This window comes from Streptomyces sp. NPDC047072 (genome assembly GCF_040643855.1).
Classification (GTDB): Bacteria; Actinomycetota; Actinomycetes; order Streptomycetales; family Streptomycetaceae; genus Streptomyces.
The window spans coordinates 1-23539 of the sequence record NZ_JBEYVC010000032.1; the positions used below are offsets into that span (position 1 = coordinate 1).

Here is a 23539-nt window from a genome sequence, read left to right on the forward strand (position 1 = left end):
GCCCCGCCGCGTCCGGGCTGGCGGTGACGACGATCTTCTCGATGCCCGGGGGCAACCTTCACGGCCCGGCCGACCGGGTACGCGCCGGCGCCGGCGGTGACGGCGGCACGGTGACGGACAGGCGGCCCGCCCTTCTCGGGGCGGGCCGCCCAGGCCACTGCCGGAGCACCGGTTCAAGAAGTGAACGCCGTCGCGTCCAACCCCTTGACGCGCCCAGCTCCCGCCGTTTAACTCACGTCCTAAATTAAGTCGTGAGTGCATTCCCTGAAGGGACACCAGGAGCATGCGCAGCATCCGAACCGCGGCCGTAGGCGCCGTCACCCTGTCTCTCGCCCTGGCCGCGACGGCCTGCGGAGGCGGTTCGTCGACCGGCGGGTCCAACGACTCGCCGAAGACCCTGACGTACTGGGCGTCCAACCAGGGCGCGAGCATCGAGGTGGACAAGAAGGTCCTCCAGCCCGAACTCGACAGGTTCGAGCAGCAGACCGGCATCAAGGTGAAGCTGGAGGTCGTCCCCTGGTCGGACCTGCTGAACCGCATCCTCACCGCGACCACCTCCGGCCAGGGCCCCGACGTCCTCAACATCGGCAACACCTGGAGCGCCTCGCTCCAGGCGACCGGCGCGCTGCTGCCGTGGAACGCCGAGAACTTCAGCGCGATCGGCGGCAGGGACCGCTTCGTCGACTCGGCGCTCGGCTCCACGGGAGCGCGGGGTCAGGACCCGGCGGCCGTACCGCTGTACTCGATGGCGTACGCGCTCTACTACAACAAGAAGATGTTCGCCGACGCGGGCATCGGGAAGCCGCCGGCCACCTGGGCGGAGCTGGTCGCCGACGGCAAGAAGCTGTCGAAGAACGGCAAGTGGGGCCTGGGAGCGGAGGGTTCGAACCCCTCGGAGAACATCCACCACGCCTTCGTCTCCGCCCGGCAGCACGGCGCCGACTTCTTCACCGCCGACGGGAAGCCGGACTTCACCAACTCCGGTGCGGTCGCGGGGGTCCAGCAGTACGTCGACCTGATGGCCAAGGACAAGGTCATCGCGCCCGGCAACGCCGAGTACGCCCAGAATCAGTCGGTCGGCGACTTCGCCAAGGGGAAGACAGCGATGCTGCTGTGGCAGTCCGCGTCCGCCAACCTCGCCTCCCAGGGCATGAGCGAGGACGACTACGGCATCGCCCCGGTGCCCGTCCAGTCCGGCGCCCCCGGCACCGGCGCGCAGGTCAACTCCATGGTCGCCGGCATCAACCTGGCCGTCTTCAAGAACTCCGACAACCTCGACGGTGCCAAGAAGTTCGTGAAGTTCATGGTGAGCGACGCCGAACAGAAGGTCCTCAACACGGCGTACAGCTCCATACCCCCGGTCAAGTCGGCCCAGGCGGACGCGAGTTTCACCACCGCCGCCAACGCCGTACTGAAGGACACCCTCGCGAAGAGCGCGGCCGCGCTGCCGCAGGTCGCCGACGAGTCGCAGTTCGAGACGGCCGTAGGGACCGCCGTCAAGGAGCTGTTCGCCGACGCGGCCGCCGGACGTCCGGTCACCGCGGACTCGGTGAAGGCGGCGCTGGAGAAGGCCCAGCAGCAGATGCCGGCCGCCTGATGACGTCCGCCACCGTGGAACGCGCCGAGCCTCGCCACCTGCCCGGCGCGGGACGCCCACCGCGCACCCGCCCCGGCCGCGTCCGCCGCGCCGGACTGCCCTACCTGCTGCTCCTGCCCGCCCTCGTCCTCGAACTCCTCGTCCACCTCGTGCCGATGGTCATCGGCATCGTGATGAGCTTCAAGGTGCTCACGCAGTTCTACATCCGCGACTGGGGCAGCGCGCCCTGGTCCGGCCTCGACAACTACAAGGTGTCGGTGGACTTCGACGCCCCGGTCGGCGAGGCGCTGCTGCACTCGTTCCTCGTCACCGTCGCCTTCACCGTCCTTTCCGTGGGCCTGTGTTGGCTGATCGGCACGGCGGCGGCGATCTGTATGCAGGACACCTTCCGGGGCCGCGGCCTGCTGCGGGCGCTGTTCCTGGTGCCGTACGCCCTGCCGGTCTACGCGGCCGTCATCACCTGGGTGTTCATGTTCCAGCACGACAACGGCCTGGTGAACCACGTCCTGCACGACCAGCTCCACCTCACCGACAAGCCGTCGTTCTGGCTGATCGGCGACAACAGCTTCTACGCCCTGCTGACCGTGTCGGTGTGGAAGGGCTGGCCGTTCGCCTTCCTCATCGTCATGGCCGGACTCCAGAACATCCCGGGGGAGTTGTACGAGGCGGCCGCCCTCGACGGCGCCGGCGTGTGGCAGCGGATCCGCCGCATCACCCTGCCGTCCCTGCGCCCGGTCAACCAGGTCCTGGTGCTGGTCCTGTTCCTGTGGACCTTCAACGACTTCAACACGCCGTACGTCCTGTTCGGCCGGACCGCCCCCGAGGCCGCCGACCTCATCTCGGTCCACATCTACCAAGCCTCCTTCGTCACCTGGAACTTCGGCACCGGCTCCGCCATGTCCGTGCTCCTGCTGCTGTTCCTGCTGGTGGTGACCGGCGTGTACCTCGCCGTCACCTCACGCGGACGGAAGGCCTCGCATGCGTAACTCTCCTATGGCGCCCCCGAGTTCGTTCCTGTGGACCCGACGCATCCTCCTCACCCTCCTCACCGGCTTCGTCCTCCTCCCCGTGTACGTCATGGTCTCCAGCTCGCTGAAGCCGCTCGCGGACGTCACGGGTGAGTTCCACTGGCTGCCGAGCGGGCTCACCGTCCGCCCGTACATCGACATCTGGTCGACCGTTCCGCTCGCCCGCTACTTCGTGAACTCCCTGATCGTGGCGGGCGCGGCGACGGTCTGCTCGGTGGTGATCGCGGTGTTCGCGGCCTACGCGGTCAGCCGCTACTCCTTCCGCGGCAAGCGCATCTTCACGATCACCGTGCTCTCCACCCAGATGTTCCCGGGCATCCTGTTCCTCCTCCCGCTGTTCCTGCTGTACGTCAACATCGGCGACGCCACCGGCATCGCCCTGTTCGGCTCGCGCGGCGGGCTGATCCTGACGTATCTGACCTTCTCCCTGCCGTTCTCGATCTGGATGCTGATCGGGTACTTCGACTCGGTGCCACGCGACCTGGACGAGGCGGCACTGGTGGACGGCTGCGGGCCGCTCGGCGCGCTCTTCCGGGTGGTCGTGCCGGCCGCGGTCCCGGGGATCGTCGCGGTCGCCGTCTACGCCTTCATGACCGCCTGGGGCGAGGTGCTCTTCGCCTCCGTGATGACGAACGACACCACCCGCACGCTCGCCGTCGGACTCCAGGGCTATTCCACGCTCAACAACGTGTACTGGAACCAGATCATGGCCGCCTCCCTGGTCGTGAGCGTGCCGGTGGTGGCCGGCTTCCTGCTCCTCCAGCGTTATCTCGTCGCCGGGTTGACGGCGGGCGCCGTCAAGTGACCTGTACGGAAAGGACTTACGTGAGCATCGACCTCGCCGCACTCCCGCACGACTTCCTGTGGGGCACGGCCACATCGGCGTACCAGATCGAGGGGGCGGTGGCGGAGGACGGCCGTTCGCCGTCGATCTGGGACACCTTCGCCCACACACCGGGGAAGATCGACGGCGGGGACGACGGCGACGTCGCCTGCGACCACTACCACCGCTGGCGCGAGGACATCGCGCTGATGCGTCAACTGGGCACGAACGCCTACCGGTTGTCGGTCGCCTGGCCACGGGTGATGCCGGCCGGTGACGGCCCGGTGAACCCCAAGGGCCTCGCCTTCTACGACGAGTTGACCGACGGACTGCTGGAGGCGGGCATCACCCCGTCCGTCACCCTCTACCACTGGGACCTGCCCCAGGTGCTCCAGGACCGCGGCGGCTGGCCGGCACGGGAGACCGCCGAGCACTTCGCCGCGTACGCCTCGGCGGTGGCGGAGCGGCTCGGCGACCGCGTCAAGCACTGGTGCACCCTCAACGAGCCCCTCTGCTCGGCCTGGATCGGCCACCTGGAGGGCAGGATGGCCCCGGGCCTCACGGATGTGACGGCGGCCGTCCGCGCCTCCTACCACCTGCTGCTGGGCCACGGCCTCGCCGTCGAGGCGATCCGGAGCGCGGTCCCGAACGCCCAGGTCGGAATCGTGAACAACCTCTCCACGGTCTTCCCCGCGACCGACCGCCCGGAGGACGTCGAGGCTGCGCGCCGCATGGACGGCCACACCAACCGCTGGTGGCTGGACCCGATCCACGGCCGCGGCTTCCCTTCCGACATGCAGGAGGTATACGGCGTGGAACTCCCCATCCGTGAAGGCGACTTGGAGAGGATCGCCGCGCCGCTGGACTGGCTGGGCCTGAACTACTACTTCCCCCAGACGGTCGCCGACGCCCCCGACGGCCCGGTCCCGCACGTCCGCACGGTCCACCGCCTCGGCGTCCCCCGCACCGGCATGGACTGGGAGATCGACCCGAACGGCATCGAGGAGCTGCTGCTGCGCCTCACCGACGAGTACGGCGCCCGCCGCCTCTACGTCACGGAGAACGGGTCCGCCTTCCCGGACGTCGTACGCCCCGACGGCACGGTGGACGACCCGGAACGCCAGCACTACCTCCTCGACCACCTCGCCGCCTGCGCCTCGGCCGCCCGCAAAGGCGCCCCCCTGGCCGGCTACTTCGCCTGGTCCCTCCTCGACAACTTCGAATGGGCCTACGGCTACGCCAAACGCTTCGGCCTCATCCACGTCGACTACCGCACCCAGACCCGCACGATCAAGGGAAGCGGGTATCGGTACGCGGAGGTGGTGCGCGCACATCGGGAACGGGGGCGGAGGGCGGCGTGATGAGAGTCGCTCGACCGTCGGCCCTGGAGCCTGCTGCGTGGTGGAGCGAGGCGCGCGGTGCGATGTGCTAGGCATGGGGCCATGCCGCTGCCGCACTTCGAGCTCAGCAGTTCCCAGTACCGGCTCCTGGCCGAAACCCTGCTCAGTCCGCTCCCCGACGCCGATGAAGGGGAGGACGCCCAACTGGACTGGCTGGCAAGGGGGCTGGACCCCGAGGACCCTGAACTGGACCTGTCGGAACTGGCCTTTCTCGGACTGGTGACCCGGGAGGGCGGAGCCGTCTCCACGACTCCGCTGGGAGCGGCGGTCCACTACCGGGCCGTGTACGAGGCGGCGGAGGAGCGGCTGTCCGCAGTGGTCCTGCTGATCGAAGCGGTGGGCCGGACAGATCTGCAAGTGGCGCGAGCGGTACGGGGGTTGGCCCAGGGCACCCTCTCGCTCGACCAGGCGCTGAACGAGGCCGGAGGGGGCGGTTGACGTCCCGTTCAGGCATCGTTCGCGCCGTCCGGGAACAGGGTGCCCTCCAGCCGCTGCCTCGCCTTGCGCGCCGTGGGAGGAACGGGCAGCACACGGTTCGCGGTGAGGTCGGCGACGGTGACGACCTCGGCCGCGAGTATGTCGTCGAGGAGCGCGCCCTGAGCGGCCGACAGGTCGGTGAGGCGCCGTAGGACGCAGAGCAGGTCGATCAACTCGCTCGTCCACTCGTGCGGCCAGGTGTCGACGTGGATGTCGTCGAGCGGGCTGGTCTTCTTGCTGGTGGGGGAGGCCTTGCGGTAACCGAACCACTTGTTGACGACGCGCATGCCCCCGACGTCGTACAGCCAGACGGCCTCGGGCACGGGGCCGAAGGCGCCCTTGCCGATGTGGAGGATCTGGGACTCGGCGTCGTGGCTCATGTGGTCGGGAACTTCGTCGCCGATGTGCCGGAGGTACTTCACCTGCCGTTCGTCACCGTCGTCGAACCCGACGCGTCCAGGACGACGGCCGGCGGACGGATCCGCACATCGCTGTCCGTACGTCATGGCCCACAGCACCTCGCGGCCCAGCTCGACACCTCTCCGCCACAGGTCGGGCTGCCGGGTGAGGGGGAGACGTACGCCGGGAGTGAGCAGTTCCTCGGTGAAGCGTTCGGTGAACGCGTGGTGTCCGGTCACGGCGACGGTGTAGGCGGCGAGGTCCTGCACGGTGACGTCTTCCGGACCCATGAGTTCGGTGAGAAGGGACAGCAGACGAGGGGGTGTGTTGGCCGAGCCGTCGGGGTGGAGCAGCGGCATCACGCGGCCCCCACGGCCGTTGAAGTGGTGGGTGTCGGGGAGCAGATGGGTCGCGACGAGTGCCGCACCTGAACTGATGGCGTGAGAGGACTGCTGGTTGAGGAAGATCTGGCCGGGTCGAAGGGACGCCCAAAGCTCGGGCCGAGGACGGTCGAGGACGCGATCGTCGGCTATGAGGAACTGACGATCGAAGCTGCGCAGCCCTATGCGTATGAGTTCCGGCGTTGTGGAAGTCTCCTGGGCGATGAGGCCCGCGCTTCGGTCGCCGGTCTCCTTGAACAAGGCGGCCTTCTCCAGTGGATCCGTCTCACGGATCAGCCGAGCCCAGCGGCGGCGCAGTATCTCGGCCGAGGGCGAGCTGACCCAGGATCGGTTCGCCTTCGATCCCGGGCTGCCCCAGGGAAAGAGGTCGCCGAGTTCGGGGAACTCCTCCCACCCCGACCGCGTGGCCGGTGTGAACGGGCGGCCTGGCTCGGTATGGACGTCACGCCAGCCTCCGTCGTCGAGGCGGACATCGCGCAGCTGCCCGAACTTGTCCGCGCGCCGTCCGGTCAGTTCCCGGTAGTGGACGTGGGCGCGGTGGTCCGGCCCTCGTACGGCATCCGCCCTGCGGACGAAGATGTGGATGGCCAACGGCTGGGCGACCTTGGGGAACACCCGGTTGGAGACGGGAGCCCGCTGGCCCTCCGGTGAGAGGTTGATGATCCATCCCTCGTCGCAGGTGCGCCGCAGGTATTCACGCATACCGCGCCCGCCGTGCCCCGTGGCCCACCCCGACGGGGTGATGAGGCACACCACGCCGTGCCGGTCCTCGGGATGGGCGTCGAACACCTTCCACGTCGACCAGCGCCAGAAGTACACGTACAGGTTCTTGAGCATGTGCTCGTAGCGGCCGTTGCCGGGATGGCGGAAGGCGTCGAGGAGCGGGGGTTCCTTGCCGGAGGGCCGTTTCTCCACCCAGCCGCCACGGTCCTCCGCCTTGTCGTCGTACGGCGGATTCGTGACGAGGGCGGTGACGGGCGTGCGGGCCTTGATGTGGTTGGCGCGCCTGCGTGAGTCGGACAGGGCTCCGTACGTGGAGGCCAGGTACTCCTCCTCCACGAAGGGATTGTCCAGGGTGTCCGTGACGAACAGGTTGAGGCCGTTGCGGGGAAGCGGAGCCTCGTACCGCTTGAGGAGGTCGGACGCGCGGAGTTCGGCCACCGCGAACGGGCCCATCTGGAGTTCGAAACCGAACAGCCGCGAGGCGAGCCGGGCGATCGCGTCGCGGGCCATTGCCGGACCCTGGCGTTCGGCCCGTGTCGCGACGCGCTCGATGACCGTGTGAAGGAAGGTGCCGGTCCCCATGGCGGGATCGATGATCTTCACCTCGTCGGCGCCGAACCCCTCCTCCTGGCCGAGCCGGGTGCGCACCACGTCCTCGGTGAGACGCACCATGTCCTCGACGATCTCGTGGGGCGTGTAGTACGACCCGCTCTGCTGGCGCAGTTCGGGGTCATAGACGGTGAGGAAGTGTTCGTACAGGTGGAGGTAGGCGTCCCGGTTGCCCGCACGGATGGTCTCCCAGTCGACGTGCCCGATGGTGCGGGTCAGCAGGTCGAGGGTGACGGTGAAGCGCTCGTTGACGTTGTCCGTCAGCAGTTGGAGCGCTTTGCCCATGAGGGCGTGACCGGTGTCGAGCCGGCGGCCGATCTCGTGGAAGGAGTTCGGACTGAGAGGGATGTGTTCGGTGCGGGCCAGCAGCAGCGCGAAGGTGATGGTCTGGGCATAACCGTCGGCGAAGGTGGCGTCGTCGGCCGACGGGAAGAGTAATCGGCGCCAGTCGTTCTTGAGTCCGGTGAACGGCCGGGCCCGAATGTCGTCGTCCGGTGCCGACGACCGGGCCTCGAAGTCCAGTTGTTCCAGAACGGTGGAGCGCAGCAATCGGCACAACGGCGCGATGTGCTGGACGAGACGGGAGACCTGGGTGATCCTCGGTGGGCTCCAGCGCAGGAACTGCTTCATGAGAGCGTCGAACGCGGCCGGGTCGTCGACCGACAGCCGGTCGCCCGCGCTCTTCAGTGCGCCACGGAACCGGACGGTCTCCCCGAGCTGGTCGCCGTGCCGGAACAACCGCCACTCGGTGCCGTTGGAATACAGCAGATTGGGCAGGTCCCGGAGCTTCTCCCACTGCTCACGGTTGGACTTGGAGAAGGTCTCCGGGTCCACCGAAAGCGTGGGTTTCTTCAACTCGATGTAGCCGATGATGCCGGTCGCCGTGCGGACGGCGTAGTCGGGGCGCACTCCGAGGTCGGGAATGCGGTACTCGTCGTGCCAGGTCACCTCGCGGTGCTGGTGATGCTCACCCACGGCCTTCAGCAGCAATTCGAGGGGAGCCCGGATGGACGACTCCTGGCCGCCGCCACCCGACAGCTTTCTCCGGCACTGCCGGCCGAACTCCGATACCGCGTCCCGTAACCAGCCGTGAGCGTCTTCAGGCATGGCCCCCCTGCCCCTGCAATGAGAAGCGCCCCGGGCATAGCTGTCCGGGGCGTGCCACACGAAGATTGATCCGTCAAATGGTTTGCAGTAAGAGATCGTGACGGACGGTCAAAGCCGTTGTCCATCCCGTAGCGACAGATTTTTTCCGAACACTTCGATGGCCCTCCTCCGTCAGCAGTCCCTGAACTCCGGGGACTGGTTCAGGATCTGGGAGCGGAGGGAGGTGAAGCGGGTGTACGTCTCGCTCGTGGTCGACTCGGGGCGGAAGGCCGCCACGCGGTGGCAGTTCTGGAAGGCCAGGGCGATGCCGAAGTGGCGTTCCAGGCTGCCGCGGATCGCGTCGCTGGCGAGGGCGCGCAGGAGCTGGCCGCGCTCCTTCTCGGACGGGGGAGGGGTCTGGTTGTCGGTGAACTCCGCGATGCCGGACTTGAGTTCGGCGGCGAGGGAGGCGATGAGGTCGTAGGCGTAGGGGAGGGACGTGCGGACCGTGTCCACGAAGTCCTGCTCACGGATGTCGCCCCGCTCGGCCTCGGCGAGGAGTGCGGGGGAGACGTCGAGAGACATGTGAGGGTTCCTGTTCTGGTGGGGGTGAGGGGTGTGATGCCGGGTCAGGACAGTGCGGCCGGACCCGGTACGTACTCCGGGTCCACCTGCGCCGCCAGGTCCTCGCCCGCCCACGCCCGCGCGTTGCGCAGGTGGAACTCGACGGCGTGGCGGTGCAGGGTCGCCCAGTCGCGGGGGTGGGAGTCGACGGCCTCGCGCAGGACGTTCAGGGCGTGCCGGTTGTGGGGCTCCAGGGTGTCCAAGTCGTCGTCGGAGCGGCCCTGTTCGGCGGCGCGTACCCACGGGGACTGGACCAGGTGGGTCAACAGGTCGTCGCCCACCTGCTCCTTGAGGAAGAGCAGGTCGTCCTCGCCGGTCACCTTGTTGCCGACCACGGCGATCCGGATCCCGAACTCCCGTGCGTGGTCCCGGTACTGGCGGTAGACGGAGACGCCCTTGCGGGTGGGCTCGGCCACCAGGAAGGTCATGTCGAAGCGGGAGAACAGCCCGGAGGCGAACGCGTCCGCGCCCGCCGTCATGTCCACCACGACGTACTCGCCGGGGCCGTCCACCAGGTGGTTGAGGTACAGCTCCACCCCGCCGAGCTTGGAGTGGTAGCAGGACACGCCGAGGTCGCTCTCGTCGAACTCGCCCGTCACCATCAGCGGTACGTCACCGGCCCGGCGGACGTGCCGCGCGTGCAGCTCGTCGTCGCCGAGCAGGGTCAGCAGGCGTGAACCGCGGCCCGGCGGGGTCGTCTTGATCATCGCCTCGGCGGAGGGGATCCGCGGGTTGGTGCCGCGCAGGTACTCCTTGATCGAGGACACGTGCGCGCCCAGCGGAGCCGCTGCGAAGGAGCCCAGGTGCCCCAGCGCCTCCGCCAGGTGCTGGTTGATGTCCCCGTCCACGGCCAGCACCGGCGCGCCCGAGCGGGCCAGATGCCGGGAGAAGAGCGCCGACAGGGTCGTCTTGCCGCTGCCGCCCTTGCCGACGAACGCGATCCGCACTACCGCTCCATCTTTTTGAAAATGGAAGTCATGTCGGTAGGTTTTAGGCGTGTTCCCGATCACTGTCAAATCGCCCGGTGATCAAGTGCCCCGCCTTAATGCATATGATGTGCAAGTGCGTGACTACAGCATCAGGGCGGCAGGCCCGGACGACCTCGACAGCGCGCGAGCCGTGATGCTCGACACCGTCTACCGCGACTTCGGTACCGGCTACGTGCCCCGCTGGCACGGCGACATCATCGACCCGGCCGCCGCCTACCTCGCCCCGGCCCGCCACACCCTCCTCGTCGCCCTCGACCCCGACGATCCCGGCGGCCGGACCGTCGTGGCCACCGCCGCCCTCGACTCCCGCGGCCCCGCCCACCCGCCGAACCCCCGCGCCCTCGCCGAGCGCTACCCCTCCGGCGAGACCGCCCAACTGCGGCGCGTCTACGTCCGTCCCGAGCACCGCAGGCGCGGCCTCGCCCGGCGCCTGGTCGACGAACTGCTCGCCTTCGCGGCCGCGGACGGCGGCTACCGCGCGGTGTATCTGCACACCGACCCGGCCGTCCCCGGTGCCGAACCCTTCTGGCGCTCCCTCGGCAAGGTCGTGCACGACGAACGCGAGACCACGGGCGGCGCGAGCAACGTCGTCCACTTCGAGATACCGATGGGACGGTGACCGCGATGCCCAGCCACGGCCGACACCGCAGCCGCCACCACCTCCTCGGCTCCCTGCTCCTCGCCCCGCTCCTCACCGCCTGCTTCGCCTCCAACGGCGACCCCGACGCCCCGGAGAACGGCGACGGCTCCCGCCTCCGCGTCGCCCTCGCCTTCCCGCCCGCCGAGAACCTCTCCCCGTACGGCGCCGACGCCACCCTCCTCAGCCGCCTCGGTGTCACCGAGGGCCTGACCGCCCTCGACGCCAACGGCGCCGCCGCCCCCGCGCTGGCCCAGTCCTGGCGCCGCGAGAACGACCGGACCTGGCTGTTCACCCTGCGCGAGGCCACCTTCCAGGACGGCACCGAGGTCACCCCGGCCGCGGTCGCCGGCGCCCTCACCCACGCCACCGAGGCGAAGCCCGCCCCGGCCGCCCTGTCCGGCGTGACGCTCTCGGCGAAGGCCGCGGGCGACACCACCGTACGGATCACGACCGAGGTCGCCGACCCCGTGCTGCCGCTCAGACTCTCCAGCCCCAGCCTCGCCGTGTTCGGCGCCAAGGCCTACGGCAAGGACGGCGGCGTCGATCCGGCGGGCACCGCCACCGGCCCCTTCGAGCTCACCGAGGTCACCGGCTCCACCTCCGCCACCCTCGACCGCTACGACGACTACTGGGGCGGCCGCGCCCAGGCCTCCGGCGTCGACGTCCGCTTCATCGCCGACGGCACCGCCCGCGCCAGTGCCCTGCGCACCGGCGAGATCGACCTCGCCGAGGCGGTCCCCGTCGCCCAGGCCGCCACGCTCGACAAGGCCACCCGCGAGGAGACCGCCACCACCCGCACGACCAGCCTGCTTCTCAACGCCAGGACGGGCCCTTTCAAGGACCCGAAACTCCGCGCCGCCGCCCGCGCGGCCGTCGACACCTCGACCCTCGCCAAGGGCGTCTACGAGGGCCACGCCGACCCCGGCACCGGCATCTACGGCCCCGCCGTGACCTGGGCCGAGGGCAAGCGGCAGCAGGCAAAAAGGGCCCAGGCAGAGGACCCCGACGGCGCCCGCATCACCCTCGCCACCTACGACAACCGGCCCGAACTCCCCGAAGTCGCCCAGGTGTTGAAGCAGCAGCTGGAGAAGGCCGGGTTCAAGGTCACGCTGGAGGTGCGCGAGTACTCGCGGCTGGAGAGCGACGCGCTGGAGGGGAAGTTCGACGCGTTCGTCCTCGCCCGCAACACTCTCGTCGACACCGGCGACCCCGTGGCGGTCCTCGCCAGTGACTACACCTGCGACGGCGGCTACAACATCGCCCAGCTCTGTGACCGGGACGTCGACAAGGCGGTGGCGAAGGCCGAGTCCGAGGCCGACCCCGGCAGACGCCAGGACGCGGCCATGGCCGCCGAGGCCGCGATCCTCGGCACCGACGCCGTCGTCCCGCTCGTCCACCAGCGGATCATCACCGGCGTCGCAAGCGACGTCCGCGGCGCGCTCCTCGACCCCTACGAGCGCACCCTCCTCGGCACCGGAACGCGACGCTGACCCGTGCGACACCCGCTGCCCGCGCTGCTCTGGCGCGCCCTGCTCGCCGCCGCCCTCGTGTGCGGGATCGGCCTGCTGCCCTGGCTGGCCCGCACCGACCCGGCGCTGACCGTCCTCAAGGCGCGCTCGGCCGACCGCGACCCCACCCCCGAGGTGCTGGCGGACATCCGGGCCCAACTCGGCCTGGACCAGGGTCCGTTCAGCCTCCTCGGACAGTGGCTGGGCGGGCTGTGGCGCGGGGACGCCGGACGGTCCTGGCTCTCCGGGGGAGAGGTCACGCCCGCGGTGCTCCAGGCGCTGGGGGCGTCCCTGCTGCTGATGGCGGTCGCCCTCACCGTGGCCGCCGTCACCGCCGCCCTGATCTGCGCCCGCACCCTGTGGCTCGGCGCGCACCACGGGCTCGACAACTCCAAGGCCCCGGGCGCCGGTTCGGCGATGCTGGCCGCGCTCCCCGAGTTCCTCACCGCGTCCGTGCTCGCCACCGTCGTCGGCGTGCAGCTCGGCTGGCTGCCCGCCCTCGGCTGGTACGGGTTCCGGTCGACGATCCTGCCCGCCCTCGCCCTCGGCCTGCCCGCCGGGGCCGTGCTCGGCCGCCTCCTCGACGACCTGCTGCCCGGCGCCTTCGCCGAACCCTGGGCGCTCGCCGCGGCCGCCCGCGGACTGCCCGGCCGCGGCATCGCCCGCCAGGCGGTACGCCGTTGCCTGCCCGGACTGCTGCCGAACACCGGCCTGTTCGTGGTCGGCCTGACCGGCGGCTCGGTCGCGGTGGAGCAGATCTTCGACATCCCCGGCCTCGGCCGCACCACCCTCCAGGCCGCCCTCGCCCAGGACCTGCCGGTCCTCCAGGCCGGCGCCCTCACCCTGCTCCTCCTCGCGGCGACCGCCACGGGACTCGCCTCCCTCGCCACCCGCCGGATCGCCGGACCCGCCCTGCGCGACGGCTCGCTGTCCTCCCCACACCGCCGCCAGACCCCCGCCCGCACCATCCAGCCTTTCCTCTACGGCGGTCTCCTGCTCGCCGTCATCACGCTCGGCCTGCCCCGCGACCCGCTCGCCCTCGACACCGTCCGCCGTCTCCAACCGCCCTCCTGGGCCCACCCGTTCGGCACCGACGCCCTCGGCCGGGACCTCCTCGCCCGGGTCGCCCACGGTGCTCTCGACACCCTGCTCCTCGCCTTGGTCATCGGTGCCGCCGCGTTCGTGACAGGGGTGCTCCTCGGCCTCGTCCCCCGGATCGGCGGACCGCTCGCCGACACCGTGAGCGCCGTACCGCCCGTCCTCGGCGCCCTCCTCGTCACCGCGGTCGCCGGTACCGGGGCGGCGACCCCCGCGCTCGCCGTCGGCTTCGTCGCCTGGGCGCCGCTGGCCGTCCACACCTCCGCCCTGCTCCGCCAGGAACGCGCCGCCCTGCACGTCACCGCCACCCGCGGGCTCGGCGCCGGACGCGGCTACCTCCTGCGCCATGAACTGCTCCCCGCGGTCCTCCCCTCGGTCACCCGGCACGCCCTCCTGCGGCTGCCCGGCACCGCCCTCGCCCTCGCTTCCCTCGCCTTCCTCGGCCTGGGCGCCCAGCCGCCCTCCCCGGAGTGGGGCCTGCTCCTCGCCGAGAACCAGCCCTACGCCGAGCGCGCCCCCTGGGCCGTGATCGCCCCCGCCGCCGTCCTCGCCCTGCTCGGGGCGCTCGCGGTGAGCGCGGCGGGCGGGGTGCGGCTGCCACGGCGCGCGGATCGTCGTACGGCCGAACACCGCGCATGCACAAGGGCGTTGGTGGAGACCGGATGACCCAGCCGACCACCTACACGGCCGCCACCACTAGGCTCTCCCCGCTGCTCCGGCTGCTGACCCTCACCCAACTCGCCTTCAATATCGGCTTCTTCGCCGTGCTGCCCTTCCTCTCCGAGCATCTCGGGCAGGCCGTGGGGATGGCGGGGTGGCTCGTCGGGTTCGTGCTGGGGCTGAGGACCTTCAGCCAGCAGGGGCTGTTCGTGGTGGGCGGGGCGCTCGCCGACCGGTACGGGATCCGGCCCGTCGTCCTCGTCGGATGCGTGCTGCGGATCGCGGGGTTCGGCTGGCTCGGGTTCGCCGAGGAGACCTGGACGGTGATCGGGGCCGTCCTGCTGATCGGGTTTGCCGCCGCGCTGTTCTCGCCCGCCGTGGAGTCCGAGGTGGCCCGGCAGGCGGTGATCCACGAGGAGAGCGGGGGCGGTTCGCGGACGCGGGTGCTCGCGCTGTTCACGGTGGCGGGCCAAGCGGGCGCGTTCGTGGGGCCGTTGCTGGGCGCGCTGCTGCTGGCGGTGGACTTCCGGACCGTGTGCCTGGCCGGGGCCGGGGTCTTCGTGCTGGTGCTCGCCGGACACGCCCGGCTGCTGCCGCAGCACGTCCCGGGGCGGGAGCGCGTCCAAGTCCGGGGCGGAATCAAACCGTTGCTGCGCAACCGGGGCTTCCTCGCACTGTGCTGCGCCTACGGCGCCTACCTGCTCGCCTACAACCAGCTCTACCTCGCCCTGCCCGCCGAGGTCGAGCGCGCGACCGGCTCGCAGGCGCCGCTGGCGTGGCTGTTCGCGCTGTCCTCGCTGCTGGTGGTGACCGCCCAACTCCCCGTCACCCGCCGGGTCGGTGACCGGCTGAGCCTGCGCCGGTCGATGGTGGCCGGGCTGCTGCTGATCGGCGCCGGGTTCGCGGTCGTCGCTCTCGCGAGACCAGTCAACTGGACCGGTACCGCCGGGCTGTTGCCCGCGGCCGGGTTCGTCGTCCTGCTCACCTTCGGGCAGATGCTCGTCGCGCCGGTGGCCCGGGCCTGGGTGCCCGACCTCGCCGAGGAGGGCCGACTCGGGCTGTACATGGGGGCGTTGTCGTCGGTGTCCGGGCTGATCGTGCTGATCGGCAGCTCGGTCACCGGCAGCCTGCTCGACGCGGGGCTGCCCGCAGCGGTGCCGTGGCTGGTGCTGGCCGCTGTACCGGTCGTAGCGATCGGGCTGTTGCCGCGGCGGCGGACGCCCCCCATGTGAACCCCGGCGGTAGGGTCCACCCATGGAGACCCAGGACACCCAGGTGGCGATCGTCCAACAGGCTGATCAGGAACTCGTCGACGCCTTCACCCGGATGCTGCCCCAGCTGTCCTCGTCCGCCACGCCCCTCGACCTCGCCGCGCTCGGCCGCATCCTGGCCTGTGACGCCAACACCATGCTGATCGCCCGGTCCGCCGGAAGAATCGTCGGCACCCTGACCCTGGTCATGTTCCCGGCGCCCGCCGGGCTGCGGGCCCGTATCGAGGACGTGATCGTCGACCACGAGGCACGCGGTCAGGGCATCGCCGGACTGCTGATCCGGGAGGCCATCCGGCTCGCCAAGGAGGCCGGGGCCCGTACCGTCGACCTCACCTCCCGCCCGGACCGGGCGGCGGCGAACCGCCTCTACGAGCGGCAGGGGTTCCGGCAGCGGGAGTCGACGGTGTACCGGGTGCCGTTGAAGGGCTCACCCCGCAAGAAAAACGTCTTCGCAAGAAAGACGTCTTCAGGACGCGACAGCGGCCCGCGGCGCCGGCGCCAGCTCCAGCAGCTCCTCCACCGCCGCCTCGTCCGCCCGGTGCGTACGCCACAGCCACAGGACGTCACGCCCGAACGACCAGACCAGGGTCGCCAGGGCGAGGGCCACCACCCCGAACGTCGCCGCGTACGGCAGATACCCGGACGCGGCCACCAGCAGCAGGATCCCCTGGAGCGCGGCCACCGTCTTGCGGGCCATGCTCGGCGGCAGCGGCGCGTTCAGCCACGACCAGACGCGGGCGGCCGCGACGAAGCCGTAGCGCATCCCGCCGATCAGCAGCGTCCACGGGCCGAGCGACATCCCGACGTACACGCTGAGTACCAGGATCAGGAAGGCGTCGACCTCCATGTCGAAGCGGGCGCCCAGCGGGGTCGAGGTGCCCGTCGCCCGGGCGACCTTGCCGTCGACGCCGTCGAGGATCAGGGCCACCGCGGTCAGGCCCACGAAGAGCGTCACCGGCGGGGAGTCCTGGAAGGAGTCGGCGACCAGCGCCGTCACCCCGCCGACGAGGGTGGCCCGTCCGAGGGTCACCCGGTTGGCCGGGCCGAACGACCGCGGCCTGGTGCGATGCAGCGCCCGGGAGAGCACGGCCCAGGTGGCGAGGGCGAAGGCGAGGCCGGTCAGCCAGCCCGCCGGTCCCATGCCGATCGCCGTGCCGAGCAGGGCCAGCAACAGGATCTGAACGCCCGCTCCCACAGCGGTCTCCTGCTGGACCAGCCTTGCTTCGTAAGTGTTGTTCAGGGCCACCGCACATTCCTCCGGCCGGATGACAGAGTGGATCAAGGCCGCGTACTGTGCGCGACCTGTGCACATCTCGGTACGTGAACGAGTTCCCGATCGTTCAGGAGGTTCTCGATGAAGCCCGCCGCACGTGCGTTCTGGATCACCCGTCCGGGCGAGGGCGAGATACGGGAGGTGCCCCTGTCGGCCCCCGGTGCGGACGAGGTCCTGGTCCGCTCGCTGTACTCCGGAGTCAGCCGGGGCACGGAGACCCTCGTGTTCCGCGGCCAGGTCCCCGAGAGCCAGCACGCGGCCATGCGGGCGCCCTTCCAGGAGGGCGACTTCCCGGGCCCGGTGAAGTACGGGTACCTCAACATCGGAGTCGTGGAGGAGGGGCCCGCCCAGCTGAAGGGCCGTACGGTCTTCTGCCTCTACCCGCACCAGACGCGGTACGTCGTCCCCGCGAGCGCCGTGACGGTCGTACCGGACGAGGTCCCGGCCGCGAGGGCCGTCCTCGCCGGCACCGTCGAGACCGCCGTCAACGCCCTGTGGGACGCGGCGCCGATGATCGGCGACCGGGTCGCGGTGGTCGGCGGGGGGATGGTCGGCAGCTCGGTCGCCGCGCTGCTGGCCCGCTTCCCCGGCGTACGGGTGCAGCTGGTGGACGCCGACCCGGCCCGCGCGAAGACCGCCGAGGCCCTCGGGGTGGATTTCGCCTCGCCGGAAGACGCCCTCGGCGACCGCGACCTCGTCGTCCACGCCAGCGCCACCGAACAGGGGCTCGCCCGCTCGCTGGAACTCCTCGCCGCCGAGGGCCGGGTCGTCGAGCTGAGCTGGTACGGCGACCGGCGGGTCAGCCTGCCGCTCGGCGAGGCCTTCCACTCCCGGCGCCTGACGATCCGCAGCAGCCAGGTCGGCACCGTCTCCCCGGCCCGCGCGAACCGCAGCTACGCCGACCGGCTCGCCCTCGCCCTCGATCTGCTCGCCGATCCGTCACTCGACGCACTCATCACCGGGGAAAGCGCGTTCGAAGAGTTGCCCGAGGTGATGCCGGCGCTCGCGGAGGGACGGATTCCCGCGCTGTGCCACCGTGTGACGTACCCGGTGAGCGCCTGACCTGAGAAAAGAGTGAGAGTCGACTGAACAAGGGGAAGCGAAGAGCCGTACTACTCGGCATCCCCCCGGCGGGAAGCAGCCGGGGGACCAGACGCGCCGCACCTGGAGGGTCGTCCGTTGTTCAGCATCACCGTCCGCGATCACATCATGATCGCCCACAGCTTCCGCGGCGAGGTCTTCGGGCCCGCGCAGCGTCTGCACGGAGCGACGTTCCTGGTGGACGCCACGTTCCGGCGCGAACAGCTGGACGACGACAACATCGTCGTCGACATCGGACTGGCCACCCAGGAGCTCGGCGCCGTGGTGAGCGAGCTGAACTACAGAAACCTCGACAACGAACCCGCGTTCGCCGGAGTGAACACCTCCACGGAGTTCCTGGCGAAGGTCATCGCCGACCGGCTGGCCGAGCGGATCGAGAAGGGCGCGCTCGGCGAGGGCGCCAGGGGACTCGCGGGCCTGACCGTCACCCTGCACGAGTCGCACGTCGCCTGGGCGAGTTACGAGCGTGCCCTGTGACCGACCTGACGACCGAGCGGCCGGGCCGGCTCGACTACGTTCCCGTGCAGCACGGGGCCCTGAAGAACGCCGAGATCCTCCCCATGTCCCTGCGCTCCGTGCACTTCGTGATGCCGGGCGGCGTCGACGACCCGACCGCGCCGAGCGGCGGCAACGCCTACGACCGCCGCGTCAGCCTCGACCTGGCCGCGTTCGGCTGGCAGGTCCACAAGCACGCGGTGGCCGGCAGCTGGCCGCGTCCCGGCGCCCCCGCCCGCACCGAACTGACCCGCACGCTGCGGGATCTCCCCGACGACACGATCGTCCTCATCGACGGGCTCGTCGCCTGCGGGGTCCCCGAGATCGTCGTCCCCGAGACTCAGCGGCTGCGGATCGTCGTCCTCGTCCACCTGCCGCTCGGCGACGAACGCGGGCTCGAACCGGCGGTCGCCGCCGACCTCGACACCAGGGAGCGGACCGTGCTGCGGGCGGTTCCCGCCGTCGTCGCCACCAGCGACTGGGCCGTACGACGCCTCGTCTCGCACCACGGCCTCGCGCCCGAGCGGGTCCACGTCGCCACACCCGGCGCCGACATCGCCCCGCTCGCCTCCGGCACCGACGGCGTCTCCCGGCTGCTGTGCGTGGCCGCGGTGACGCCCCGCAAGGGCCAGCACCGGCTCATCGAGGCCCTCGCCGGGGCGACCGAACTGCCGTGGAGCTGCGTGTGCGTCGGCGGGATCACCCAAGATCCCGAGTACGTCGCCCATCTGCGGATGCTCATCAAGAAGTACGGCCTTCAGGACCGCCTGCACCTGGTGGGACCGCAGGCCGGTGCCCAGCTCGACGCGAGTTACGCCGCCGCCGACCTGATGGTCCTCACCTCCTACGCCGAGACCTACGGCATGGCGGTCACCGAGGCCCTGGCGCGCGGCATCCCGGTGCTCGCGACCGACGTCGGCGGGGTGGCGGAGGCGGTCGGCCGTGCCCCCGACGGCGGGGTGCCCGGCATCCTCGTCCCGCCGGAGGACCCCGCAGCCCTCGCCGCGGAGCTGCGCGGCTGGTTCGGCGAGGCGGACGTACGGCGCCGTCTGAAGGCCGCTGCCCGGGGCCGGCGGGCCGCCCTGGACGGCTGGGCGACCACGGCCCGCAGCCTGGCCGGAGTACTGGGCCGACTGCCGAGCGAACCCAGGAGGGCGGCATGAGGAACACCACCGTGACGAAGCAGAGCGGCAAGATCCCGGCACAGCCGGGGCCGAGGGAGGGTGTCACCCCGGTGAACTCGGAATCTGCCGCTGCCTCTGCCGCGACGTCGGGGGCGGCCTCGGCCGGGGCTCCGACCGCTGCCGAAACGGTCATCCCCGGTGCCGGGCCCGTCGCCCGGCTCGGTGAGCGGCCCGGTGAGCGGCCCACCCTGCGGCTGCGGGACGCCGGGCCCGACGACGCTCCCCGGTACGCGCCCGAGTGGCTGGAGCTGCGGGAGGGACCCGACGCGGCCGCGCGGGCAGGGGAGTTGCTCGATCCGCTGCGGATCCGGCTGGCCAACCTGCCGGGCAAGGCCGGGCTCGTCATCCACGACCTGGGCTGCGGCACCGGCTCCATGGGCCGCTGGCTGGCACCCCGCCTCGACGGCCCCCAGCACTGGGTCCTGCACGACCGCGACCCCTACCTCCTGCACTTCGCCGCCGTCGCCTCCCCGCGCGCGGCCGCCGACGGCAGCCGGGTCACCGTCGAGACCCGCCGCGGCGACGTCGGCCGGCTCACCCCGGACGCGCTCGCCGGCGCCTCCCTGGTGACCGCCTCCGCACTCCTCGACGTCCTCACCCGCGAGGAGATCGACACCCTCGCCGCCGCCTGCACCGGCGCCGGCTGCCCGGCCCTGCTCACGCTCTCCGTGGCCGGCCGCGTCGAACTCACCCCGTCCGACCCGCTGGACGAGGAGATCGCGGCCGCGTTCAACGAACACCAGCGGCGCTCCGGACTGCTCGGCCCCGACGCGATCACCGTCGCCGCCGAGGCGTTCTCCGAGCGCGGCGCGACCGTACGACTGCACCCGAGCGCCTGGCGCCTCGGCTCCGCGGACGCCGCGCTCACCGCGCAGTGGCTGCGCGGCTGGGTCGGGGCGGCGGTGGAGCAGCGCCCGGACCTGAAGGAGCGTGCCGAGCGCTACCTGGAGGAGCGCCTGGAGGCCTGCCGCGCGGGCGAGTTGACGGTCGTCGTCCACCACAGCGACCTGCTGGCCCTGTCCCGTCCGACGGGCGGCGCCGCATGAGCGTGGAGACGGTACGACCGGAGACCGAGCGCCGCGAGAAGGGCCGCCGGCCGGCCACCGACACCGAGCGGGTCGGCGAACTCACCGCGAAGCCGGAGCGACCGACCCTGCCGGGCCGGAGTGACGACCTCCCCAGGGCCGCGGGGCGTGCGAGTCTGTCGGGCGGGAGCGACGACTTCCCCAAGTCCGGGGAGCGGGCGAGTCTGCCGGGCGGGAGCGACGGCCTCCCCAGGGCCGCGGGGCGTGCGAGTCTGTCGGGCGGGAGCGACGACTTCCCCAAGTCCGGGGAGCGGGCGAGTCTGCCGGGCCGGAGTGACGACCTCCCCAGGGCCGCGGGGCGTGCGAGTCTGTCGGGCGGGAGCGACGGCCTCCCCAAGACCGGCGAGCGCGCGAGTCTGCCCGTTCGGCGGCCCGCGCAGCCCGTCGAGCCGGTTGCCTTCTCCCAGCATGCACTCACGCTGCGGGCCGAGGCGCTCCGGAGCCGGGACGACGTGCTCGCGGCCCGCGCCGACGCGATCCTGGCCCGGGCCGAACTGCTCGCGGCCTCCGGGCTGCCGGTCGGGGACCTGACCGCCGCGGCCGTCTCCGGCGACCGGATCGGCGTGATCGTGACCGAGGCCCGGCCTGCCAGGGCCAGGGCACCCCGGTGGCGCACCGCCCTGCGCGGCGTCCTCAACTCCCGCGCCGTACGCACCCACTTCGGCACCGTCGTCGGCGTCACCATCCTCGCCCTCCTGCTGTGGCGCCTCGGCACCGGCGTCTTCCTGGAGGGCCTGCGCCGCATCGACAGCCCCGCGCTCGTCGCGGCGCTCGCCATCGGCGTCCTGACCACCGTACTCAGCGCCTGGCGCTGGCAGTTGGTGGCCCGCGGCCTGCGCATCCGGCTGCCCCTCGGCGCGGCCGTCGCCGACTACTACCGGGCCCTGTTCCTGAACGCGGCCCTGCCCGGCGGCGTCCTCGGCGACGTGCACCGCGCGGTCCGGCACGGACAGAGCGCCGGCGACATGGGCCGCGGCGTCCGCGCCGTCGTCCTCGAACGGGTCGCCGGACAACTCGCGTTGGCGCTCGTCGGCGGCACCATGCTGCTCACGATGGAGTCGCCGGTGCGGGAGGAGGCCCGCCACCTCGCCCCCGCCGTGGGCCTCGCCACTGTCGGCGCGCTCGCCGTGGTCGTCGCCCTGCGGATGAACCGCGCCCCCTCCTCCCGCCGGGGCCAGGCCCTGCGCTCCACCCTCGCCGAGGCGCGGGAGGGCCTGCTGTCCCGCCGCAACTGGCCCGGCGTAGCGCTCTCTTCGGCCGTCATCCTCGCCGGCCACCTCGGCATGTTCGTCCTCGCCGCCCGCATCGCCGGCTCCGGCGCCTCCGTCGCGGCCCTGCTGCCGCTCGCCGTACTCGCCCTGCTCGCGATGGGACTCCCGCTGAACGTCGGCGGGTTCGGCCCCCGCGAGGGCGTCACCGCCTGGGCGTTCGCCGCCGCCGGCCTCGGCGCGGAGACCGGCCTCGCCACCGCGGTCGTCTACGGCGTCCTCAGCTTCGTCGCGAGCCTGCCGGGCGCGGCCGTCCTGGTCGTCCGCTGGTACCAGGGCCTGCGGCGCCCGGCACCCGCTCAGCCCGCGTCGAATGCGGTGAGCGTCGAGAAATACGCGCCGAAGGAGTCCGAGAGGCTCGCCAGCAACGCTTTCCCTTTTTCCGCCGAGCCCAGCGAAGGGCGCCCGATGACACCGGAATCGGTGTAGCCGGACATACCGAGGGTGAGGAGATGACGACGGTCGTCAGCGACGAAATCGGCGCTCTCGTAACCGGGTCGGACACATTCCGGGTGGGCGTGCAGAAGAATGGAGGTCTCGATTTCTCCCGCATGCATGTCGGTGAGCAGCGAGGTGACCACCCCTGCCTCCTGCCGGGCCGCCTCCCAGTCCTCCGCGGCCGGGAAGAGCGCCATCCGCTCCCCGCGCGCGGAGGCCTCCTGGACGACGTTGCCGAGGACGTAGTTGCCGCCGTGTCCGTTGACCACGACCAGCGCCTCGACGCCCGAGCGGCGCAGCGAGGCCGCGATGTCCCGTACCACCGAGTGAAGGGTGACGGCGGAGATGCTGACGGTCCCCGGCCAGGCCGCGTGCTCGTGCGAGCAGGAGATCGTCACGGGCGGCAGCAGATGCACCGGGTACGCGGCGGCGATCTCCCGCGCGACGGCACAGGCGACGAGCGTGTCGGTCGACAGGGGGAGGTACGCGCCGTGCTGTTCGAAGCTGCCGACCGGGAGGACCGCGACCTGTGTTGAGACGCCCGCGCCCCGCGTCCGTACGTCTTCCGTAGTGTCACCCGGCAACAGACCGTACGCCGCCGACCGTATTCCCGAACCACTCATCTTTTCCCGGCCTTTCGTCTCTGCTTAGGAATCAGATCATGACAGAAAAAATTGGCGTACTCGGCAAGAAGCCACCCCAGCGTACGGGCGTGGAACGGGTGGTGAATGCCCCGCTGCCCACCGTGTACGGCAAATTCCAGGCGGTCGGCTACCTCGACCACGACCGCGGTGACGAACAAGTCGCCCTGGTGCACGGTGAGATAGGCACGGAGGACGTCCTCGTCCGGCTGCATTCCGAGTGCCTGACCGGTGACGCCTTCGGCTCCCAGCACTGCGAGTGCGGCGACCAGCTCGACGCCGCGCTGCGGGCGGTCGTCAAGGCGGGCAGCGGCATCGTCGTCTATCTGCGCGGGCACGAGGGCCGCGGCATCGGCCTGCTCGCCAAGCTGCGCGCGATGGCGCTCCAGGCGGAGGGCCTGGACACCGTCGAGGCGAACCTCGCGCTCGGCCTGCCGGTGGACTCGCGGGACTACGGCGTGGCCGCCGAGATCTTCCACGACCTGGGCGTGAAGTCCGTCCGCCTGATGTCCAACAACCCGCGCAAGCGCGAGGCGTTGCTCCAGCACGGCATCAAGGTCGCCGAGACGGTGCCGCTGCTGATCACGCCGTGCGAGAGCAACATCACCTATCTGCGCACCAAGCGGGAGCGGTTGGACCACGTCCTGCCCCATCTGGACGCGGTGGCTCACCTGTCCTGATCACGGGCGGGTTCCGGGACGGGAAATCCGGACAGGAAGAG

The 23539-nt window shown here is 71.3% G+C and carries 19 protein-coding genes and 2 pseudogenes; 16 read left to right on the top strand and 5 right to left on the bottom strand.

The window, feature by feature from the left end:
• Positions 1–283: 283 nt before the first annotated feature.
• The 5 genes from ABZ896_RS16625 to ABZ896_RS16645 all read left to right on the top strand — a co-directional run bounded on the left by ABZ896_RS16625 (position 284) and on the right by ABZ896_RS16645 (position 5286).
• Positions 284–1597, top strand: coding sequence for a sugar ABC transporter substrate-binding protein (locus tag ABZ896_RS16625; RefSeq protein ID WP_360928483.1), 1314 nt, complete (start codon positions 284–286; stop codon positions 1595–1597).
• Positions 1597–2583, top strand: a complete 987-nt coding sequence (locus ABZ896_RS16630) for a sugar ABC transporter permease (RefSeq protein WP_360928486.1) — start codon at positions 1597–1599, stop codon at positions 2581–2583. The genes ABZ896_RS16625 and ABZ896_RS16630 overlap by 1 nt, the downstream gene beginning before the upstream one ends.
• A 7-nt stretch (positions 2584–2590) precedes the next feature.
• On the top strand, positions 2591–3430 hold the full coding sequence (locus ABZ896_RS16635; protein WP_360928650.1) for a carbohydrate ABC transporter permease: 840 nt from the start codon (positions 2591–2593) through the stop codon (positions 3428–3430).
• A 20-nt stretch (positions 3431–3450) separates the two neighbouring features.
• A complete protein-coding gene (locus ABZ896_RS16640) occupies positions 3451–4809 on the top strand; it encodes a GH1 family beta-glucosidase (protein ID WP_360928489.1) in 1359 nt (452 codons plus the stop codon).
• A gap of 81 nt (positions 4810–4890) precedes the next feature.
• A complete protein-coding gene (locus tag ABZ896_RS16645) occupies positions 4891–5286 on the top strand; it encodes a hypothetical protein (RefSeq protein WP_360928492.1) in 396 nt (131 codons plus the stop codon).
• An 8-nt stretch (positions 5287–5294) separates the two neighbouring features.
• Here the strand turns inward: ABZ896_RS16645 and ABZ896_RS16650 are convergent, their stop codons facing one another.
• The 3 genes from ABZ896_RS16650 to ABZ896_RS16660 form a co-directional block, all read right to left on the bottom strand.
• Positions 5295–8564, bottom strand: coding sequence for a type ISP restriction/modification enzyme (locus ABZ896_RS16650; protein ID WP_360928495.1), 3270 nt, complete (start codon positions 8562–8564; stop codon positions 5295–5297).
• 171 nt (positions 8565–8735) lie between these two features.
• The gene (locus ABZ896_RS16655; RefSeq protein ID WP_360928497.1) at positions 8736–9128 is read right to left on the bottom strand and encodes an SCO5389 family protein; all 393 of its coding nucleotides are present in this window, start codon (positions 9126–9128) and stop codon (positions 8736–8738) included.
• Between the two features lie 44 nt (positions 9129–9172).
• The gene (locus tag ABZ896_RS16660; protein WP_360928500.1) at positions 9173–10114 is read right to left on the bottom strand and encodes an ATP-binding protein; all 942 of its coding nucleotides are present in this window, start codon (positions 10112–10114) and stop codon (positions 9173–9175) included.
• A gap of 115 nt (positions 10115–10229) precedes the next feature.
• Between ABZ896_RS16660 and ABZ896_RS16665 the strand changes: the two genes are divergently transcribed.
• The 5 genes and pseudogenes from ABZ896_RS16665 to ABZ896_RS16685 form a co-directional block, all read left to right on the top strand.
• Complete coding sequence (locus tag ABZ896_RS16665) at positions 10230–10775, top strand: GNAT family N-acetyltransferase (protein ID WP_360928503.1); 546 nt, start codon at positions 10230–10232, stop codon at positions 10773–10775.
• A gap of 5 nt (positions 10776–10780) precedes the next feature.
• Positions 10781–12286, top strand: a complete 1506-nt coding sequence (locus tag ABZ896_RS16670; protein WP_360928506.1) for an ABC transporter substrate-binding protein — start codon at positions 10781–10783, stop codon at positions 12284–12286.
• A gap of 3 nt (positions 12287–12289) precedes the next feature.
• Positions 12290–14068, top strand: coding sequence for an ABC transporter permease subunit (locus ABZ896_RS16675; protein WP_360928509.1), 1779 nt, complete (start codon positions 12290–12292; stop codon positions 14066–14068).
• Complete coding sequence (locus ABZ896_RS16680) at positions 14065–15294, top strand: MFS transporter (RefSeq protein ID WP_360928512.1); 1230 nt, start codon at positions 14065–14067, stop codon at positions 15292–15294. Before ABZ896_RS16675 ends, ABZ896_RS16680 begins: the two co-directional genes overlap by 4 nt.
• 22 nt (positions 15295–15316) lie before the next feature.
• A pseudogene (locus ABZ896_RS16685) lies at positions 15317–15760 on the top strand (GNAT family N-acetyltransferase); the annotation flags it as partial.
• A gap of 39 nt (positions 15761–15799) precedes the next feature.
• On the opposite strand, the gene ABZ896_RS16690 reads toward ABZ896_RS16685, so the two are convergent.
• Entirely contained in the window at positions 15800–16579 is a 780-nt protein-coding gene (locus ABZ896_RS16690) for a CDP-alcohol phosphatidyltransferase family protein (protein WP_360928515.1), read from the bottom strand.
• Between the two features lie 108 nt (positions 16580–16687).
• Here ABZ896_RS16690 and ABZ896_RS16695 point away from each other — a divergent pair, with 108 nt between their 5' ends.
• From ABZ896_RS16695 to ABZ896_RS16715, 5 genes and pseudogenes are all read left to right on the top strand, one after another.
• Positions 16688–17668: a zinc-binding alcohol dehydrogenase gene (locus ABZ896_RS16695; protein ID WP_360928518.1), complete on the top strand. Its 981-nt coding sequence runs from the start codon at positions 16688–16690 to the stop codon at positions 17666–17668.
• A gap of 117 nt (positions 17669–17785) precedes the next feature.
• Complete coding sequence (locus tag ABZ896_RS16700) at positions 17786–18184, top strand: 6-carboxytetrahydropterin synthase (protein ID WP_360928521.1); 399 nt, start codon at positions 17786–17788, stop codon at positions 18182–18184.
• Positions 18181–19365, top strand: a complete 1185-nt coding sequence (locus ABZ896_RS16705; protein ID WP_360928524.1) for a glycosyltransferase family 4 protein — start codon at positions 18181–18183, stop codon at positions 19363–19365. Before ABZ896_RS16700 ends, ABZ896_RS16705 begins: the two co-directional genes overlap by 4 nt.
• Positions 19362–20432 (top strand): trans-aconitate methyltransferase, encoded by a 1071-nt coding sequence (locus tag ABZ896_RS16710; RefSeq protein WP_360928527.1) that lies wholly within the window; start codon positions 19362–19364, stop codon positions 20430–20432. The genes ABZ896_RS16705 and ABZ896_RS16710 overlap by 4 nt, the downstream gene beginning before the upstream one ends.
• Positions 20429–21973, top strand: a pseudogene (locus tag ABZ896_RS16715) (lysylphosphatidylglycerol synthase transmembrane domain-containing protein); the annotation flags it as partial. The gene ABZ896_RS16710 and the pseudogene ABZ896_RS16715, both read left to right, overlap by 4 nt.
• A gap of 65 nt (positions 21974–22038) precedes the next feature.
• On the opposite strand, the gene ABZ896_RS16720 reads toward ABZ896_RS16715, so the two are convergent.
• Positions 22039–22800 (bottom strand): creatininase family protein, encoded by a 762-nt coding sequence (locus ABZ896_RS16720; protein WP_360928529.1) that lies wholly within the window; start codon positions 22798–22800, stop codon positions 22039–22041.
• A gap of 38 nt (positions 22801–22838) precedes the next feature.
• Between ABZ896_RS16720 and ribA the strand changes: the two genes are divergently transcribed.
• The gene (gene ribA / locus ABZ896_RS16725) at positions 22839–23498 is read left to right on the top strand and encodes a GTP cyclohydrolase II (protein ID WP_360928532.1); all 660 of its coding nucleotides are present in this window, start codon (positions 22839–22841) and stop codon (positions 23496–23498) included.
• Positions 23499–23539 lie beyond the last annotated feature (41 nt).